This is a genomic window from Massilia sp. UMI-21 (assembly GCA_015277795.1).
Taxonomy (GTDB): domain Bacteria; phylum Pseudomonadota; class Gammaproteobacteria; order Burkholderiales; family Burkholderiaceae_D; genus Telluria.
Map to the genome: position 1 here is coordinate 4679727 of CP063848.1, position 17526 is coordinate 4697252.

17 protein-coding genes are annotated in these 17526 nt (G+C 66.3%); 4 read left to right on the forward strand and 13 right to left on the reverse strand.

Going from position 1 to position 17526, the window contains the following annotated elements:
• Positions 1-109: 109 nt before the first annotated feature.
• The 8 genes from IM543_20520 to ybiB all read right to left on the reverse strand — a co-directional run bounded on the left by IM543_20520 (position 110) and on the right by ybiB (position 8403).
• The gene (locus tag IM543_20520) at positions 110-559 is read right to left on the reverse strand and encodes a GatB/YqeY domain-containing protein (protein ID QOY93885.1); all 450 of its coding nucleotides are present in this window, start codon (positions 557-559) and stop codon (positions 110-112) included.
• 127 nt (positions 560-686) lie between these two features.
• The gene (locus IM543_20525; GenBank protein QOY93886.1) at positions 687-899 is read right to left on the reverse strand and encodes a 30S ribosomal protein S21; all 213 of its coding nucleotides are present in this window, start codon (positions 897-899) and stop codon (positions 687-689) included.
• Positions 900-1008: 109 nt separating this feature from the next.
• Entirely contained in the window at positions 1009-2223 is a 1215-nt protein-coding gene (locus IM543_20530) for an NAD(P)/FAD-dependent oxidoreductase (protein QOY93887.1), read from the reverse strand.
• Between the two features lie 60 nt (positions 2224-2283).
• Positions 2284-4833 (reverse strand): carboxypeptidase regulatory-like domain-containing protein, encoded by a 2550-nt coding sequence (locus IM543_20535; GenBank protein QOY93888.1) that lies wholly within the window; start codon positions 4831-4833, stop codon positions 2284-2286.
• 158 nt (positions 4834-4991) lie between these two features.
• Positions 4992-5882 (reverse strand): molecular chaperone, encoded by an 891-nt coding sequence (locus IM543_20540; GenBank protein QOY93889.1) that lies wholly within the window; start codon positions 5880-5882, stop codon positions 4992-4994.
• 11 nt (positions 5883-5893) lie between these two features.
• Positions 5894-6388, reverse strand: coding sequence for a DUF4402 domain-containing protein (locus IM543_20545; protein QOY93890.1), 495 nt, complete (start codon positions 6386-6388; stop codon positions 5894-5896).
• 31 nt (positions 6389-6419) lie between these two features.
• A complete protein-coding gene (locus tag IM543_20550) occupies positions 6420-6953 on the reverse strand; it encodes a DUF4402 domain-containing protein (protein ID QOY93891.1) in 534 nt (177 codons plus the stop codon).
• Between the two features lie 481 nt (positions 6954-7434).
• Complete coding sequence (ybiB, locus tag IM543_20555) at positions 7435-8403, reverse strand: DNA-binding protein YbiB (GenBank protein QOY93892.1); 969 nt, start codon at positions 8401-8403, stop codon at positions 7435-7437.
• A gap of 121 nt (positions 8404-8524) precedes the next feature.
• Here ybiB and IM543_20560 point away from each other — a divergent pair, with 121 nt between their 5' ends.
• The 3 genes from IM543_20560 (at position 8525) to IM543_20570 (ending at position 11737) form a co-directional block, all read left to right on the forward strand.
• Positions 8525-9583, forward strand: a complete 1059-nt coding sequence (locus tag IM543_20560) for a 3-deoxy-7-phosphoheptulonate synthase (protein ID QOY96782.1) — start codon at positions 8525-8527, stop codon at positions 9581-9583.
• 146 nt (positions 9584-9729) lie between these two features.
• Positions 9730-10770, forward strand: a complete 1041-nt coding sequence (tsaD, locus tag IM543_20565; protein QOY93893.1) for a tRNA (adenosine(37)-N6)-threonylcarbamoyltransferase complex transferase subunit TsaD — start codon at positions 9730-9732, stop codon at positions 10768-10770.
• Positions 10771-10891: 121 nt separating this feature from the next.
• A complete protein-coding gene (locus IM543_20570; protein ID QOY93894.1) occupies positions 10892-11737 on the forward strand; it encodes an endonuclease/exonuclease/phosphatase family protein in 846 nt (281 codons plus the stop codon).
• 13 nt (positions 11738-11750) lie between these two features.
• On the opposite strand, the gene IM543_20575 is transcribed toward IM543_20570, so the two are convergent.
• The 3 genes from IM543_20575 to IM543_20585 all read right to left on the reverse strand — a co-directional run bounded on the left by IM543_20575 (position 11751) and on the right by IM543_20585 (position 13727).
• Entirely contained in the window at positions 11751-12428 is a 678-nt protein-coding gene (locus tag IM543_20575) for a DsbA family oxidoreductase (GenBank protein ID QOY93895.1), read from the reverse strand.
• A 104-nt stretch (positions 12429-12532) separates the two neighbouring features.
• Entirely contained in the window at positions 12533-13153 is a 621-nt protein-coding gene (plsY, locus tag IM543_20580) for a glycerol-3-phosphate 1-O-acyltransferase PlsY (protein QOY93896.1), read from the reverse strand.
• Positions 13154-13235: 82 nt separating this feature from the next.
• Complete coding sequence (locus IM543_20585; GenBank protein QOY96783.1) at positions 13236-13727, reverse strand: aminoacyl-tRNA deacylase; 492 nt, start codon at positions 13725-13727, stop codon at positions 13236-13238.
• 38 nt (positions 13728-13765) lie between these two features.
• Between IM543_20585 and IM543_20590 the strand changes: the two genes are divergently transcribed.
• Entirely contained in the window at positions 13766-14737 is a 972-nt protein-coding gene (locus IM543_20590; GenBank protein QOY93897.1) for an endonuclease/exonuclease/phosphatase family protein, read from the forward strand.
• Between the two features lie 100 nt (positions 14738-14837).
• Here IM543_20590 and IM543_20595 read toward each other — a convergent pair whose 3' ends face one another.
• Both IM543_20595 and IM543_20600 read right to left on the reverse strand, forming a co-directional pair.
• Positions 14838-16910, reverse strand: a complete 2073-nt coding sequence (locus IM543_20595) for an EAL domain-containing protein (GenBank protein QOY96784.1) — start codon at positions 16908-16910, stop codon at positions 14838-14840.
• 426 nt (positions 16911-17336) lie between these two features.
• Positions 17337-17516: a hypothetical protein gene (locus IM543_20600; protein QOY93898.1), complete on the reverse strand. Its 180-nt coding sequence runs from the start codon at positions 17514-17516 to the stop codon at positions 17337-17339.
• Positions 17517-17526: the final 10 nt, after the last annotated feature.

A 17526-nucleotide genomic window follows, 5' to 3' on the forward strand; every position in this document is an offset into this window, starting at 1 on the left:
CAGCATGCATCGCGGCCATTCCCAGGCGGGTCGAACGCGCGCATGGCATCGCCGTGCACCCTACGTGGCGTGGTCGGCTATGCCGGCCGCGCGTTCGACCGCACGAGGATCAGCCGCCGCTCAGCGCCTTCTTCACCAGCCCCGACACCACGGTCATGTCGGCGCGGCCAGCCAGCTTCGGCTTGAGCACGCCCATCACCTTGCCCATGTCCTGCGGGCCGGCGGCGCCGGTCGCGGCCACGGCGGCGGCCACTTCGGCGGCCACTTCTTCGTCCGACAGGCCGGCCGGCATGTAGGCCGACAGGATCGCCAGTTCGGCTTTTTCGATGTCGGCCAGGTCGGCGCGGCCGCCGGCTTCGAACTGGGTGATCGAATCCTTGCGCTGCTTGATCATCTTCTCGACGATGGCCAGGGTCTGGGCATCGTTCAGTTCGATCTGCTCGTCGACTTCCTTGCGCTTGATCTCGGCAAGGATCAGGCGGATGGTGGCCAGGCGGACGCTTTCCTTGGCGCGCATCGCGGCTTTCATGTCCTCGGTAATTTGTGCTTTCAGGCTCATGGATTCTCTGCTCGGGTGAAATGGTATAAACGACAAAACCCGCCGCGGTAAAACCGGAGCGGGCTTGCGGACGCTCAGCGACTCGCCGGGACTAAAGTCGCCGGGGCAAGCCGTCAATGCAGTCTGATTAGTACAGCTTCTTCGGCAGCTGCTGGCTGCGGATACGCTTGTAGTGACGCTTCACTGCGGCGGCCAGCTTGCGCTTACGCTCTGCAGTTGGCTTTTCGTAGAACTCGCGAGCGCGCAGTTCGGTCAGCAGACCGGTTTTTTCGATAGTGCGCTTGAAGCGACGCATAGCGACTTCGAACGGCTCGTTTTCTTTAAGGCGGATAGTGGTCATGTAAAAATGAAACCGTTGGATTTAGGAAGAACGAAAGTTTAGCACTATTTGCGGCTCAGTGGAAGGTTTTATGGAGTTGTTCCGCGATTGCCACACTGACAGCACCCCATCAGACACTGTTGCCAGCCACATACGCCGACGCCCAGGCCCACTGGAAATTATAGCCACCCAGCCAGCCGGTCACGTCCACGGTCTCGCCAATGAAGTACAGGCCCGGCACCGTGTTCGCCATCATGGTTTGCTGCGACAGTTCGCGCGTGTCGACCCCGCCCAGGGTCACCTCGGCCTTCTTGTAGCCTTCCGAACCGGTCGGCACGACGGCCCAGCGGTTGATGGCGTCGCCCAGCTTGCGCAGCCTGGCGTCGGCCATGTCGGCCAGGCGCGCATCCGGCGCGAAGCCGTTGGCCACCAGCAAGCCATCGGCCAGGCGCGCCGGCAGCCAGCCGGCCAGCACGTTGCCCAACTGCTTCTTGACGGTGGTCTTCATGCCGATCAATTCCTCGGCCACGTCGATGTCGGGCAGCAGGTTCAGCACGATCGGGGCGCCGGGCTGCCAGTAGCTCGAGATCTGCAGGATCGCCGGGCCCGACAGGCCGCGGTGGGTGAACAGCAGGTCTTCGCGGAAATGGCCGCCTTGGGTCTTGCCTTTTCCTTTTCCCTGGCCGCCCGTGCTCACCTCGACTTCCAGCGCGATGCCGGCCAGCGGGGCATACGCCTCCCAGCTGGGGCCGTCGAAGGTCAGCGGCACCAGGCCCGGACGCGGCTCGACGATCCGCAGCCCGAACTGCTGCGCGATGCGGTAGCCGAGGTCGGTGGCGCCGATCTTCGGGATCGACAGGCCGCCGGTGGCGATCACCAGGCTGTCGCAGGCGATGTCGCCGCCTTCGGCCGTCACCAGGAAGCCGGCATCGGTTTTTTCGATGCCGCCGACCTTGCACGGCATGCGCCAGCTGACCTGGCCCAGGTCGCACTCGGCGCGCAGCATGCGGATGATCTGCTCGGACGAGTCATCGCAGAACAGCTGGCCGCGGTGCTTCTCGTGCCAGGCGATGCGGTGCTTCTTGACCAGGGCGAGGAAATCCTGCGCCGTGTAGCGCGACAGCGCGCTGCGGCAGAAATGCGGATTCTGCGACAGGAAGTTGGCCGGGCCGGCGCCGATGTTCGTGAAATTGCAGCGCCCGCCGCCGGAGATGCGGATCTTCTCCGCCAGGCGCTGCGCATGGTCGAGCAGGACCACGCGCTTGCCGCGCTGGGCGGCGACCGCCGCGCACATCATGCCCGCGGCGCCTGCGCCGATGACTGCTACATCATAGTGTTTTGCCATGCCTTGCTACCGTATCCTTGCCGTGGCGTTGAATTCGCCAAACCGGCCATTGTATACGGTTCAGATGACCTCGTCCGCCGCCCGCACGTCCAGGTCGCGCCCATTGAGCACCGTGCCGTCGCGGGCAATCGAAATGATGTGCATCCCGGTATCGGTCAGCCCCAGCCGCTTGAGCTGCTCGGGCGAGACCCGCAGGAAGTATTCGCCCGGGAAAATACCGGTGATGACGAAATACCCATCCGCCGCGCTGGTCATGGTCGCCACCACCTTGCGCGCGGCGTCCACCAGCTCCAGTTGCAGGTCGCCGATCGCGCGCCGCTTGCCGTCGGCATACAGGTAGGTGGTCCCGTCCACCTCGCCGGTCAGGCTCACCGCGAACTCCACCTGGCTGACCTTGCCGGGACGCGGCACGATGCGCACCCCGGGCACGCGCGGCTGCCATTGCGGGTCGTCCAGCGTGTTCGGGTCCAGGCCGATGTCGGTGTGCTGGTGGGCCGGCAGGCGCGGCAGGTAGGCGATGCCGCCGGCATCCGTGCGCAGGGAATAGTTGGCGCCGTTCACCACGAAGCCGGCGCCCTGGATGGCTTCGTCCGCGCCGTCCATGATGCCGTTCAGGTCCTTGTCGAGGAACACACGAATGGAAGCCGCGCCCATCCCCGCCATCGGCTGGGCGTCCGTCATCAGGCGGCTGGCGCGTGGCTCGAGGCCCATGGCCATGAACAATTGCAGGCCCAGCCCGAAGTCGCCCCGGTTCGTATAGAAACCGTTGATGCCCAGCCCGTAGCTGCCCAGGCTTTTGTTGAGCCCGCCAAAAGCGCGCAGCTCGCGGTCCTGGAAGCTGCGCATCAGGCCGAGGTTCATCAGGATGCCATTGCTGATCGCATAATCGGCCGAGACGGCGGCGCTGCCCAGCGCCGCCTCGGGCAGGATCGTGTACTGCAATTGCCCGCTCAGGCCGACGCCGGCCACCCGCCGGCTGACCTGGAACTGGCCGTCGGCCAGTTTGTTGCCGCCAAACGAAGCCCAGCGCAAACCCTTGGTCAGGGCGATGCCGTTGCGGTAGGCCGAGATGCGCCCCTGCACGTCGATGTTGTGCGTACCCGCGGCCAGGCGGTCGTGCCGCACCTGCAGCGCCACCGGGAAGAAGCCGGCCTCGCCCGGCGCCAGCACGCCTTCGGCCCGCACTTCGTCGCGCAGCCGGACCGGGTCGGCGGCCTGGGTGAAGAATTCGCTCTGGAAGTTGTCGAGCCGGGCGCGACTGGCCGACAGCGACATGCTGCCGATCCGGGTCTTCAGGCCCAGTTGCGCCAGGCTGCCGCCGTCCCGGGCCTTGACGGCGTCGGCCGTGGCGATCAGGCCGTTCCAGTAGCCGCGCAGGCCGAGGCTGGCGTAGCTGCGGTCGCGCCCATCGAAGGTCGGCACGCGCTGCCAGCCGCCGGTGGCATTGATGCGCTCGCTGATGCCCCATTCGAACTGCGCCAGCGCCCGCTCCCGCCCGAGCAGGTCGCGGTGCGCGCCGACGTCGTAGTACAAGGCTCCGGGCGGCACCGCCGACCCCTCCAGCAGGAAGCTCTGGCGCTCCACCCGCAACTGGCCCAGCGGCCCGTGGAACACCAGCCGGAATTCGTTGGGGCCGTAGGCCAGCGGCTGGTCCTCGAAGCTGTACTTGCCGTCCGGGCGCGACTGCTGGAAGCCGACCAGCGCGTCGTTGTAGAACAGTTCGACGTCCCAGCCCGGCGGCAGCGGACCCTGCAGCGTGTGGCGGTCGAAGCTGGTCGGCTGGTCGAGCGGACGGTTGCTGACCAGCACGCCATTGCCGGTCGGGCTGCTGAACGCAATATTGGGCACACCCGGCAGCGGCACGCTGCCGAGCAGCGCGGTACGCGCCTGCAAGGGGCCCAGCAGGCCGGCGTCCGGGTCGTTGCGCCCGAGCGTCAGGCGCATGCCGCGCGCAGGGTCCTGCCGGTGCCCGCTGCCGTAACTGGCATACAGGGCCGCTTCCATGCCGAGCAGGTCGGTCGTCAGGTAGCCGGCGTAGTTGGCTTCGGCCTGCCTGCGACCGTGGAGCTTGCTCGTCGCCAGCCCGAGGGTCTGGTCGATGAAGGGGACGTCGGCCAGCCGGTAGGGCGTGGCCAGGCGCGGGTAGCCGGGGTCCTGGTAACCGCCCGGCATGCCCGGAAGGCTGCCGCGCTCGCGCCGGGCCAGCCTGGCCTGCAGCGGCAGGGTCTCGCGCGGCTTGACCTTGAGGACCAGGTTGGGCATGTCGAGCTCGAAGTCCACCGGCAGCAGGCGGGCCAGCATCTTGCTCGCCACATAGATTTCATCGGCATGCAGCTTGAACTGCGAGCGGTCGAGCTCCTGCTGCCTGCCCGCGACCTCGAGCAGCCGCCCCGGCACGTCGAGGCTGAAGGCGCGGTCTTCGCTCAGGATGTAGCCGCTGGCCCTGCCCTCGCCCGGCGTCACGCGGATGGCCAGGGTCAGCAGGCGCGCCATGTCGCCGAGCGGCAGGTACACGTCGCGCCCGATTTCGTAGCCGTTGATGGCTTCGCTCAGGATCTGGTTGCCGAGCCGGACTTCGAGCAGGACCAGGTTGTCTTCGGATACCGGCATGGGCGCGGCCACCGCCTCTGGCGCCAAGGCCGGCAGCAACATCAAGCCAACAAGGAAAAAGCCCGTTCGAAACTTAAATACCTGCATGTGCGGTCAAGCCTGTGCCGCCGGCAAACGCCGGTAAGCGATAGCAACTTATTATTGCTTAGAAATATATCTTAGGGCAAATTCAGGCTTGCCTGGGCCAGCAGCCTGCCACCCGCCTCCGGGCGGTCGCGATAGACCACGTCGAGCGTGCCGTCGACCAGCGACATGCCCTTGGGGAGTTGCAGCGGCAGCGCCGCCTGGCGCACGCGATTGGGGGTATAGACGGCGATGCCGCCCACTTGCGCCAGCACCGAGGGCTTGCCGCCGCGCGGGGTGAAGCTGACGCTGACATCGCCGTACGCCGAACTGGCGCCCTCGCGCTCGAAGCGCAGGGCCAGCACCGGATTCTTGGCGGCATCCTTCTGCAGGGCGAGCCCGGCCAGCTTGACCGTCGCGCCGATGTTTCCATGACGCACGATCACCGGCATCGAGGCGCCGACCAGCGCGTTCAACATGACGCCGATCTGGCCGTTCTGGGCGCCGCGGCTTTCGATGCTGGTGCTGGCATCCAGCTCAGGCAGCTTGTCGAACAGCAGGTGCGAGCGGTATTCGCCGTCCGCCAGGTCGGCCGGCTTGCGCAACATGATGCGCACCGTCTGCGCCGTGCCCGGCTGCAGCGTGACCTGGCGCGGCGAATAGCGCAGCATGGCATCGGCGAAACGCTCGCCTTCGCCCGGGGTATCGGCCGGCTCGAACTGGCCGGCATCGTTCATGCGGCGGTTGACCAGCGAAATGCGGTAGCTGGCCGGTTTCGTGCCGTTGTTGATCAGTTCGACCTGGGCGGCGCGCTGGTTCTTCTCGAACACGATGCGGGTCGGGTGCAGCATCAATTCGGCCCGGGCGGGCCAGGACAGGGCCAACAATAGTGCCAGCAAGGGCGCGGCCCGCAGGATGCCCAGCGCCAACTGGAGGCGGCGCGAGCCGATGCGTACGAACTGCGGGGCGAAGGTCGGGGAAAACATGGTGAGGAAACCTACTGAAAATTGACGGTCAAGGGAAACGAACCGGAATACACCCCGGCAGGCTGGTTCGGCGCCACGCTCAGGGTCGCGCCGATCGACAGGGTGGTGCCGCCGGCCGGCACCGTCAGGAGGCTCGTGGGGCTGTTGACGAAGCTGCTCACGGCCATGCTGCTGGCGCCGCTGCTCAGCCGGATGTTCCCGTTCGGAGGCAGGGAGATGATGACGGCCTTGTTGCTGCCGCCATTGCTGCTGCGTGCCAAGGTGAAGGCGGCCTGCCCCGCCGCCGGGGAATTGAGCAGCACGACGCCGCCGCTGCGGGAACGCACGCCGGCCGGGCTCACGGTGATCGTGCCGCCGGTGCCGGCGACGAAGCGTCCGAAGTCGAGCGTGCGCGTGTTGTTGAGCACGAGCTGCTGGGCATGGACCCCGGTCATCGCGGACAGCGCCGCCAGCGCCGCCAGCACGGTCGTGCCGGCGGGCCGGAGGAAACGGTAGCGGCGCAACATGATCGGGGTCAGGCTGGGCCGCTGGCCCTGCTTAGTTGTACTCGACGGTGGCGGTGACCGAGCCGGTATAGGTACCGGCCGGCTGGCTGGCGCCGACCGTCAGGATGCCGCCGACAAAGATCGACTGGGCGCCGGCGCTCAGGGTGCCGGACGACACGTTGCCGCTGGTGCTCGCGCTGGCGCTCAGGTCGCTGATGCTGGTGAAGGCCATGGAGTTGGAGCCGTCGCTCAGGCTGGCGTCGCCACCGAGCACGATCGAGTACGTCAGGCTGCCCGAGCCGGAAACGTCGAAACGGGCCGCGCTGGCGGTACCGCCCGCGGCGGTCACGCCACCGCTGACACTACGGGTGCCGCCCGGGGTGACGGTGACGGTGCCGCCCGCTGCGCTCGATGCGAAGCTGCCGAACGACAGGTCGGCGCCCTTGGTGATCGAGATCGGGGTGACCACGGTACTGGTCGAGGTGGCGGTGGCGTTGGCGGCGAGCGCGCTGCCGGCGGCAGTGCCCATTGCCAGGGCGAGTGCGGCCAGGGTCAGCTGGCCTGGAGTAAAGCGGTGCTTGGTCATACTGGTCTTCCTTCAGTGTGTGACGACAGTGGCATCCTGCAAGATTGGATGATTCATTATCACGACACCCACCACAGCAATATCAAGCTATAAACACTTTGCGCTGTTGTGCAGTATCGTTTTGCTATGTTGCAACAAAATAATAATGCCTTTTTGCGTCAAATCAGTGTTTCTGCAAGACAACTGTAAATTTTTCTCTGTTAATTTCATCAATAATTGTCAAATCACTACTTGTCGACCATGAGGCCCATGCCCTCATCACCCATAATTCTGTACACATAACCGGCGTTCATGGAAAATCGGGTTCATATCGCTTCCGTCATGTGTCGCCCTACGTAAACACGAGAAGCACAATTAAATATTTGTTCATGGAACAAATCGTTGTGCCCTTCCAACATTTACACGGGTCTCAAAAAACACGAAAGCCACCGCGCAGGGTGGCTTTCCGACAAAACGAGGCCCGGGCGGGCCGGAAGACCGGCTAGCCGCGCAGCGCGCGCGCCACGTGCAGGCAGTGCGCGACCTGCGCCGCAATCGGCGGCGGGACCGGCACTTCGCCGCGCAGGGCCGCTGCGATCCAGGCCGCCGTACTCGAGGCATCGCGCGCTGGCGGCACCTCGGCCAGCAGGTCGCCGGGCGCGTCGCGCTCCATCAGCACGCTGCGCTCGCCGCCGTGGAACCAGTCGATGCGCGGAGCGCGGTGCGGGTTGGCGACGGTTTCGCCTTCGGTGCCGCGCATCAGGAAGGCGTCGCCGCGCTCGGTCGGCGCGGCGGTGGTGAAGTACTCGCCCAGCGTTTCCAGGTATTCCGGGTGGGTATAGGACACCAGGCGCAGGGCCGGGCCCGCGAAGGGCTGCAGGATCTTCACCAGGGTATGGGTGGAGTTGCGCACCCCGAGGATGCGGCGCAGCGACAGCATGTGGGCCAGGCTCGGGGCCAGCACCTCGATGGGAATGAAGGCGGGACGGCGCTGTGCGAACGCGTCCTGGATGTCGGCGCTCGACCCGGCCTCGGCCAGTCCGAGTTCGGCCAGGATCTCGCCCGTCGTGATGCGGCCCGGGTCGTGGCGCACGCCGTGCACCAGGGTCGGGACGCCTTCGCGCGCCAGCAGCAGCGCCAGCAGGGGTGTCAGGTTGGCCAGCTTGCGCGCGCCGTTGTAGCTCGGGATCAGCACCGGCGCATACGCGCCCGGCGGCGCGGGCAGCGGCACGAACGCGCTCTCGGCCGCGTCCATGAAGCCGGCCAGCTCTTCCACGGATTCGCCCTTGATGCGCATCGCCAGCAAGATCGCACCCAGCTCGAGGTCGGAAACGCGCCCCTCCAGCATGGCGGCATACAGCGCCCGGGCATCCTGGCGCGACATGCTGCGCGCGCCTTTCACGCCGCGGCCGATTTCCTTGATGAAGGGGGCGGCGGCGAATCGTTCTGTGTTCTTGTCCGTTTTGTCCATGATGAAAGCATACAACGCCTGCACGCGTCCCGTGGCGCGCGCCGCGTTTTTCAGCACCAGTGTGCAAGTGCAGCATTTTCGGTCTACACTGGTTGTTCCCTCCAGACACCACAGCACCATGATCAACACGCCTGCCATTGAAAATACCAACGTCAGTTCGTTTGCGCAGATGCCGACGCCGAACGAACTCCACGCTTCGCTGCCCTTGAGCGACCGCGCTTTCGCCACCGTGATGCAAGGCCGCGAGACTCTGCGCAACATCCTGGACCGCAAGGACAAGCGCCTGTTCGTGGTCGTCGGGCCCTGCTCGATCCACGATCCGGAGGCCGGCCTGGACTATGCGCGCCGCCTCAAGGCGCTGCAGGCCGAAGTGGCCGACACCATGGTGCTGGTGATGCGCGTGTATTTCGAGAAGCCGCGCACCACCACCGGCTGGAAGGGCTATATCAACGACCCGTTCATGGACGATTCCTTCCGCGTCGAGGTCGGCATGGAGCGCGCGCGCCGCTTCCTGCTCGACGTGTGCGAACTGGGCCTGCCCACCGCCACCGAGGCGCTGGACCCGATCTCGCCCCAGTACTTGGGCGACCTGATCGCCTGGACCGCGATCGGCGCGCGCACCACCGAATCGCAGACCCACCGCGAGATGTCCTCGGGCCTGTCGACCCCGGTCGGTTTCAAGAACGGCACCGACGGCGACGTGTCCATCGCCATCAATGCGGTGCTGTCCTCGGCCAACCCGCACGCTTTTCTCGGCATCAACGGCCAGGGCACGGTCTCGATCGTGCGCACCAGCGGCAACGCCTACGGCCACGTGGTGCTGCGCGGCGGCGGCGGCCGTCCGAACTACGACTCGGTGTCGGTGGCGATCGCCGAAGGCGCGCTCAAGAAGGCCGGCCTGCCGGCCAACCTGGTGGTCGATTGCTCGCATGCCAACAGCTACAAGAAGCCGGACCTGCAGCCGCTGGTGATGTCGGACGTGATCCAGCAGATCCGGCACGGCAACCGCTCGCTGGTGGGCGTGATGATCGAATCGAACATCGTCAGCGGCGCCCAGGCGATTCCGGAAGACTTGTCGCAGCTGAAGTATGGGTGTTCGGTGACCGACGGCTGCATCGGCTGGGAAGAGACCGAGGCGATGCTGCGCAGCGCGCACCAGGAATTGCTGCAACGTCCCTAATGATTGTAGGGTGGTCGGCTCGCCGACCGCGCGTTTAACCGCCCCATGAACCGCCGCGCGTCAATTCATATGTGATTTGAACGCGCGGACGGCGGAGCCGTCCACCCTACGGTAAAATCCTGCATTTCCCTCCTGCTGTTTCCCCCATGATTGTTCTCGGCGTCGAATCCTCCTGCGATGAAACCGGCCTGGCTCTGTACGATACCGAGCGCGGCCTGCTGTCCCATGCCCTGCATTCGCAGGTGGCCATGCACGAAGAGTACGGCGGCGTGGTGCCGGAACTGGCTTCGCGCGACCACATCCGCCGCGCCCTGCCGCTGCTGGAAGAGGTGCTCAGGCGCGCCGCCATCCCGGCCTCCGACATCGACGCCATCGCCTACACCCAGGGCCCGGGCCTGGCCGGGGCGCTGCTGGTCGGCTCCTCGGTGGCCTGCTCGCTGGCGCTGGCGCTGGACAAGCCGGTGCTGGGCGTGCACCACCTGGAGGGCCACCTGCTCTCGCCCCTGCTGGCCAGCGAGCGCCCCGAGTTCCCCTTCATCGCCCTGCTGGTCTCGGGCGGCCACACCCAGCTGATGCGGGTGGACGGGGTCGGCCGCTACACCCTGCTGGGCGAGACCCTCGACGATGCCGCCGGCGAAGCCTTCGACAAGTCGGCCAAGCTGCTGGGCCTGGGCTATCCGGGCGGCCCGGCGATCTCGCGCCTGGCCGAGTTCGGCGACCCTGCCGCCTACACCCTGCCGCGTCCGATGCTGCACTCGAAGGATTTCAACTTCAGTTTCTCGGGCCTGAAGACCGCGGTGCTCACGGTGGTCAAGAACCATGAACAGAAGGTGGTGGCCAACATCTGCGAGCAGGACAAGGCCAACATCGCGCGCGGCTTCGTCGACGCGATCGTCGATGTCCTCACTGCCAAATGCGTGAACGCCCTGCGCCAGAGCGGCCTCAAGCGCCTGGTGATCGCCGGCGGGGTCGGCGCCAACCGCCAGCTACGCGCGTCGCTCGACGCGGCCGCCGCCCGGCGCGGGTTCAAGGTCTATTATCCGGAGCTGGAGTTCTGCACCGACAACGGCGCCATGATCGCTTTCGCCGGCGCCCTGCGCCTCGAGCGCAACCCGGCTCTGGCGCAGCGCGACTATGCTTTCAATGTGCGCCCGCGCTGGCCGCTGGACGAACTGGAAGCCGCCTGACAAGGCTTTTTACACTTCGTTTCGACATTGAACTTGCAAGGCTGACATCGATCCTACGGTGTGACCGCCCCTTGCCAAACGGTGGCAATATCCGACGGTTAAGTTTTACGGAGGGTATGCGATGCGCGTTGTAAGTTGGAACATTCGTTGGGGTTGTGGCAAGGACGGCAGGATCCGCATTCATGCGATCATCGACGTCCTGCGCCGCCTCAATCCGGATGTCGTGTGCCTGCAGGAAGTCGCGGCCAATCACCCTGAACTGGACGGCGGCGCCACCGCCAACCAGTTCAAGCAACTGGGCGGCGCCTTCGGCGGTTACCACATGATGGAGCATGCCCCGAGTGAACTCTACAAGAACAACTCGCCCCGCCTGTTCGGCAACCTGATCCTCTCGAAGTACCGCATCTCGCAAGTCCACCGCCATCTGCTGCCCTGGCCGGCCGACCCCGAGCATCCGCCCGGCATGCCGCGTGGCCTGATGGAAACCGTGATCGACGCGCCCAGCGGCAAGCTGCGCCTGATGACCACCCACCTCGAATACTATTCGCCGCTGCAGCGCATGGCGCAGGTGCGGCGCATCCGCGAACTGCACCAGGAGGCGAGCGCCAGGTCGCGCATCTTCCAGCCCGACCCGAGCCTGGACGCGCCCTACCAGCTGGGCTTCCGTCCGGCATCGAGCATCCTGTGCGGCGATTTCAATTTTGCGCCGGACGCGGCCGACTACCAGGCCCTGCTGGCCCCGATGGACGACGGCGCCCCCGCTTTCCTGGACGCCTGGCGCGTCGCGCACGGCAGTGTGGCGCGCGCACCGACCACCGGCCTGCACGGCTACCCGTGGCCGGACAAGCCGGAATGCTATGACTTTTTCTTCCTGACCGACGACCTGGCCCCGCGCGTGGCGAACGTGGAGGTGCAGTCCGAGACGGCCGCCTCGGACCACCAGCCGATCGTGCTCGACTTGCGCTGAACCGGACTGCGCTTTACTGCCGGGGCGCGGCGTCGTCGCGCGCCGCGATCTCGCGCAGCGCCTGTTCGAACACGTCCGGCGGCTGGCCGCCCGAGATCAGGTGGCGCTGGTTGATGATGATGGCCGGCACCGAATGAATGCCGGCGCGCTGGAAGAACTGCTCGCGCTCGCGCACCTCGTCGGCGTACTCGTCGGACGCCAGGATGCGCTGGGCACGCTCGCGGTCCAGGCCGACGCGCTCCACCGCGCGCAGCAGCGCCTGGTGGTTGCTCGGGTCTTCGCAGTGGGAAAAATAGGCTTCGAACAGGGCCATCTTGAGGTCGCGCTGGCGGCCTTCCTCTTCGGCCCAGCACAGCAGGCGGTGGGCATCGAAAGTGTTGTAGATGCGGCCGCGCCGCTCCATGTCGAAGCTGAAGCCGACGTCCGCGCCGCGCTGGCGGATCATCTCGCGGCTGCTGGCCTGCTGCTCCGCGGTGGCGCCGTATTTCTCGGTGATGTGCTCGACGATGTCCTGGCCGTCCGGGCCCATGTTCGGATTCAGTTCGAAGGGCTGGAAATGCAGCTCGGCCTCGACCTGTCCCTTGACGCGGGCCAGCGCCAGTTCCAGCGCGCTCAGGCCGATCGCGCACCATGGGCACGAGACGTCCGAGACGAAATCGATACGGAGTTGTTTGCTTGCTTGCGTACTCATGGAAGTGCCACCTTTCAAGTTCGTTGCGGCACGAAGGTGCCAGGTGGCGTCATGGTAACGCGATGCGTCGCGGGACGTGGCACGAAGGGATCTTCCAGCGCCTTTTACTTTTTCTTGGCGCCGGCCGCCTTGCTGCCGATCTTCGATTCTTTCCCGGCGATCAGGTTCGCAATATTGCTGCTGTGCCGCCACAGGAGCAGCGCGCTCATCGCCGCCACCGCGAACAGGATCTCGTCGGCCCCGAACAGCAGGCCGTAATAGAAGGGCGCGAAAACCGAGGCGATCAGCGCCGCCAGCGAGGAATAGCGGAAGGCGTACGCCACGATCAGCCAGGTCGCCAGCGTTGCCAGTCCCAGCCAGACGTTAATCCCGAGCAGCACGCCGAGCGCGGTCGCCACGCCCTTGCCGCCCACAAACTTGAAGAACACCGGCCACAGGTGGCCCAGGAACACGGCGATGGCCACCAGCGCGATGCCGCCCTCCTCCAGGCCGAGCTGCGGCCCGTAGTGGACCGCCAGCCACACCGCCAGCCAGCCCTTGGCGGCATCGCCGACCAGGGTCGCGATCGCGGCCTTCTTGCTGCCGCTGCGCAGGACATTGGTGGCGCCCGGGTTTCCGGAACCGTAGGTGCGCGGGTCGGACAGGCCGAAGACGCGGCTCATCACGACGGCGAAGGAAATCGAGCCGATCAGGTAGGCGGCGATGGTGGCGATCAGGGTGTTCATGTCTTTTATTTATCTTTGCGTTCTTGTCGGCACAGATGCGGGGCGCTGGGACTATACACCATCGCCCATGCCTCTTGGCAAGTCATTCGAGCAGCGCGCACTGCACCGCTTTCGCGCCCAGTACGCCGCTCAGGACCGACGGCGCGATGCCGACCAGGTAGCCGCGGCGGCCACCATTGATATAGATCTTGTCGAGCGCCAGGACCGATTCCTCGACGTAGACCGGCATCGCCTTGCGCAGGCCGAAAGGCGAGGTGCCGCCCACCAGGTAGCCCGAATGGCGCTGCGCCACCTCGGGCTTGCAGGGTTCGACCGACTTGCAGGGAATCGCGCGCGCCAGGTTCTTGGTCGAGACCTTGCAATCGCCGTGCATCAGCACGATCAGCGGACGCGCCGACTCGTCCTGCATCACCAGGGTCTTGACGACATTGTGCTCAGGTACGCCAAGTGCGCGAGAAGAAACGGCGGTGCCGCCGTGTTCTTCGTAGTCGTAGGGGTGCTCGCTAAAGACCACGCCATGCTTGCGCAGGAACTGGGTCGCGGGTGTCTCAGAGACGTGCTCTTTCTTGGCCATGCGTGGTACGCTAAAGACGAACATGAGGGGTTTCTATTATGCAGCAAGAAATTCGCTTTGCCACCTTTAACACCTTCAACCTGGCCCCGCCGGGCGTGCGCTGCTACGAGAACCTGGCCCCCTGCACGCCCGAGGAATACGAGGCCAAGCTGAACTGGACCGCGCAGCAGATCGACCTGCTTGATGCCGACCTCATCGGCTTCCAGGAAATCTTCTCGCAGGCCACGTTGAAGGAAGTGCTGGCGCGTACCCGCCGCTACCGCGAAGCGATCCACCTGGGTTTCGACCCCGATCCGGAAGCGCCGCGCCTGACGCCGAACGTGGCGCTGGTCTCGCGCCTGCCGGTGCTGAGCCATGCGCGCCCCATGACGATGTTCCCGGACAGCGTGTCGATGCCGCCCGGCAGCCGCGACCCCGACCGTTTCACGCGCGCTCCCTTGCATGCCGAGATCGAACTGGCGCCCGGTATCGTCATTGACATCGTGGTCGTGCACCTGAAATCGCGTCGTCCCGACTACCGCAGCAGCGACACCGGCGAAGACCCGAACCTGTACGCCCTGGCCTGCCTGCGCTCGCTGATCCGGCGCGGCACCGAGGCCACCGCCCTGCGCGTGCTGCTCACCGACATGGCGCGCGAGAAGCAGCGCCCGCGCATCGTGCTGGGCGACTTCAACGACGTGGCCGACTCGGTGACCACCGAGATCGTGCTCGGCGAGGGCGCCCCGCTGGGCGAACGCATGTTCGACGCTGCCCGGCTGCGGCTGCACCAGGACAGCCAGCGCAACGTGGGGTTTTCGATCGTGCACGAAAGCCGCCACTCGACCATCGACCATATCCTGGTGTCGCAGGAATTCAATCCGCTGCTGCCGAACGCGATCGGCGAAGTGGTCGACGTGGTCTACCTGAACGACCACCTGCACCTGGGGCTGCCGGCGGCCTCGGATCACGGCCAGGTACTGGCGCGCGTCCGCCTGTATCCGCAGGCCGGTCCGTTCAGCGGCAAGCTGTAGCAAGCCGGTTGTCGTAGGGTAGGCGGCTGCACCACATGCATGGGCAATGCGGCGACGCCGCCGCCGCCCACGCGTTCAACACGCGTTCGCGCACCGCGGTTCAGCGAGGCGGCGGATTGAATTCGGGCAGGCTGCTGGCCGGCGCGGCATAGAAGCCCTGGTATTCGTCGCAGCCGTGCTGGCGCAGGAAGCGCAGCTGCTCCTCGGTCTCCACGCCTTCGGCCACCACGCGCAGGCGCAGGCTGCGCGCCACCGCGATGATCGCCGGAATCAGGGCCGCATCGACCGGGTCGTGTTCGATGTCGCCGACGAAGCTGCGGTCGATCTTCAGCTTCGACAGCGGGAAGCGGCGCAGCGAGGACAGGCTGGCCGGGCCGGTGCCGAAGCGGTCGATGGTCAGCTGCACGCCGCGCGCGCGCAGCGCCGCCACGGTGCCGTCGAGTCCGGCATCGCCCTGCATCAGCGCGCCTTCGGTGATCTCGAGGTCGAGGCAGGCCGGCGCCAGGCCGGACTGCGCCAGCGCCTCGTCGACCGTTTCGAGCAGGCGGCCGTGCAGGAACTGCATGTCGGACAGGTTGACCGCCACCGTCACCACGTGGCCGGCATCGCACCAGGCCCGCGCCTGGGTGCAGGCCTCGCGCAGCACCCATTCGCCGATCTGCACGATCAGGCCGCATTCTTCGGCCACCGGCAGGAATTCGTGCGGCAGCAGCAGGCCGCGCTCGGGATGGCGCCAGCGGATCAGCGCTTCCATGCCGATCACCTTGCCTGAACCGACCTCGAGCTCGGGCTGGTATTCGAGCACGAACTCGCGGCGCTCGAGCGCCTGGCGCAGGCGTTTTTCCAGCTCGCCGCGCTCGACCACGCGTGCGTTCATCTCGGGGCTGAAGAAGCGAAAACTGCTGCGCCCGTTCTGCTTGGCGTGGTACATGGCGATGTCGGCGTGGTGCATCAGGGTGTCGACATCGGCCCCATCGCTGGGGCAGATCGCCACCCCGATCGAGGCCGAGAGCGTAAACGCATGCCCGGCCACCTCGATGGGGCGGGACACGCCCTGCATCACGGCATTGACGACATGCGCGGCCCGGTCGGCGCCGCCGATGTCGGCCAGCAGCACCACGAACTCGTCGCCGCCGAGGCGGCTGATGGTGTCGACACGGCGCACGCAGCCGCGCAGGCGCGCGGCGACTTCGCGCAGCACCGCGTCGCCGGTCTGGTGGCCGTGGTTGTCGTTGATGGCCTTGAAGCGGTCGAGGTCGAGGAACAGCACCGCGAAACTGTCGCGCTGGCGGCGCCAGGTGGCCAGCGCATGGTGCAGGCGGTCGAGGAACAGGGCGCGGTTCGGCAGGCCGGTGAGCGTGTCGTGCTCGGCCTGGTGGCGCACCTGCTCTTCCACCCGCTTGCGTTCGCTGATGTCGGACAGCATGGCCATGTGGGCGCTGGCCTCGCCGTGCGGGTCGCGGATGGTGGTCAGCACCACCCAGGCGGTATAGCGCGCGCCGTTCTTGCGCATGGCGGGCAGTTCGCCCTGCCAGCGGTCGTTGCCGTCGAGCTGGGACCAGATGCTTTCGTAGAAACCGGTCTCGTCGTTTCCCCAGGGCAGGCTGGCCAGCGTCGAGCCGATGATGTCGGCGGCACTGAAACCGGTAATGTCGGTGAAGGCCTGGTTGACCGCCTGTGCCCGGTATTCGGCATCCATCATGATGATGGCCTCGTGGGCGTTCTCGAACACCTGTGCCGCCTGGGCCAGGTTTTCCTCGAGCTGCTTGCGGGCGGTGATGTCGACCTCCATGCAGAACACCTGCTGGGTGGTGCCGTTGCGCTTGACGGGAAAATGGTTCGAATGCAGCCACAGGTGGCGGCCGGCCGCGGTCTCGACCTGCCAGTCGCGCGGCGCCGGCGCCGCGCCGTTGCGCCAGATGGTGGCGATGGTGCTGTCGAACTCGGCCTGGCGGTCGAGGTGGTGCACCAGGTCGCGGAAAGGCTTGCCCAGTGCGTGGCTGGCCGGGATGCCGAACAGCTGGGCGCAGGCGTGGTTCCAGAAGCGGACGAGGCCGGCCGCATCGATCGAGTGCACCGCCACCGCCGGCGCCAGCTCGATCGCGGCCACGAAGCGGTACAGCCAGTCGAGTGCCTGGCGGCCCGGGCCGTCGGGGGAAATCGTCTCGGGCATGGCGTCGGCGACGGCGGGCGCAGGGGACTGGCAGGTATGCGCATGGAGACCTGGCGGCGGGTGCAGGCCCGTATCGTCAGGCAAGTCCAGCCCGCGCGGCCCGCTGGGCCAGCCGGTCGGGTCTCGCGCTTGTTCGCTCACGGAAGAATCCTTTTCAGACGGAAATAGTCATGAATTCCATGACAATCCCATCATTCTTCCCTGCTCTTTCGATGCACTGTTTGCGGGCACGCAAAGACAAGGGCAATCTGCATTTCGTCGCGCTTTTCTGCCGTCCAGACCCGCCGCCCGGCCGCCTGTCGCATCCGGCTGGAGGTGGCCGGCGCCCGTATCTATAGTAACAACATGCGCAAGGAGCTCCACCCTGTCGCCAGGACGGAGACCGAGCGCGAAAAATACTTCTGCCGGTTCGTGCGGGCCGCGCCGTCAGGCGGCGTCCTGCCGGACCGGTTCTTCTTGCCGCTCTTGCGCGGGATCCTGCCCGGTGTCGGCGGCGCCGGTTTCCTCGCGCTTCGCTTCCTGCTTGCGCTTTGCCTTTTCTTCCGCCTTGCGCTTCTTTTCGAGTTCCCGTTGCCGCTTTTCGTACTGGAAGTTCGTCCGTGCCATGTTCACCTCG

Excerpts from the sequence above, each read along its gene's own strand:
- IM543_20520 (QOY93885.1), bottom strand. The coding sequence starts at position 559 with ATGAGCCTGAAAGCACAAATTACCGAGGACATGAAAGCCGCGATGCGC.
- IM543_20525 (QOY93886.1), bottom strand. The coding sequence starts at position 899 with ATGACCACTATCCGCCTTAAAGAAAACGAGCCGTTCGAAGTCGCTATG.
- IM543_20530 (QOY93887.1), bottom strand. The coding sequence starts at position 2,223 with ATGGCAAAACACTATGATGTAGCAGTCATCGGCGCAGGCGCCGCGGGC.
- IM543_20535 (QOY93888.1), bottom strand. The coding sequence starts at position 4,833 with ATGCCGGTATCCGAAGACAACCTGGTCCTGCTCGAAGTCCGGCTCGGC.
- IM543_20540 (QOY93889.1), bottom strand. The coding sequence starts at position 5,882 with ATGTTTTCCCCGACCTTCGCCCCGCAGTTCGTACGCATCGGCTCGCGC.
- IM543_20545 (QOY93890.1), bottom strand. The coding sequence starts at position 6,388 with ATGTTGCGCCGCTACCGTTTCCTCCGGCCCGCCGGCACGACCGTGCTG.
- IM543_20550 (QOY93891.1), bottom strand. The coding sequence starts at position 6,953 with ATGACCAAGCACCGCTTTACTCCAGGCCAGCTGACCCTGGCCGCACTC.
- ybiB (QOY93892.1), bottom strand. The coding sequence starts at position 8,403 with ATGGACAAAACGGACAAGAACACAGAACGATTCGCCGCCGCCCCCTTC.
- tsaD (QOY93893.1), top strand. The coding sequence starts at position 9,730 with ATGATTGTTCTCGGCGTCGAATCCTCCTGCGATGAAACCGGCCTGGCT.
- IM543_20570 (QOY93894.1), top strand. The coding sequence starts at position 10,892 with ATGCGCGTTGTAAGTTGGAACATTCGTTGGGGTTGTGGCAAGGACGGC.
- IM543_20575 (QOY93895.1), bottom strand. The coding sequence starts at position 12,428 with ATGAGTACGCAAGCAAGCAAACAACTCCGTATCGATTTCGTCTCGGAC.
- plsY (QOY93896.1), bottom strand. The coding sequence starts at position 13,153 with ATGAACACCCTGATCGCCACCATCGCCGCCTACCTGATCGGCTCGATT.
- IM543_20585 (QOY96783.1), bottom strand. The coding sequence starts at position 13,727 with ATGGCCAAGAAAGAGCACGTCTCTGAGACACCCGCGACCCAGTTCCTG.
- IM543_20590 (QOY93897.1), top strand. The coding sequence starts at position 13,766 with ATGCAGCAAGAAATTCGCTTTGCCACCTTTAACACCTTCAACCTGGCC.
- IM543_20595 (QOY96784.1), bottom strand. The coding sequence starts at position 16,910 with ATGCCCGAGACGATTTCCCCCGACGGCCCGGGCCGCCAGGCACTCGAC.
- IM543_20600 (QOY93898.1), bottom strand. The coding sequence starts at position 17,516 with ATGGCACGGACGAACTTCCAGTACGAAAAGCGGCAACGGGAACTCGAA.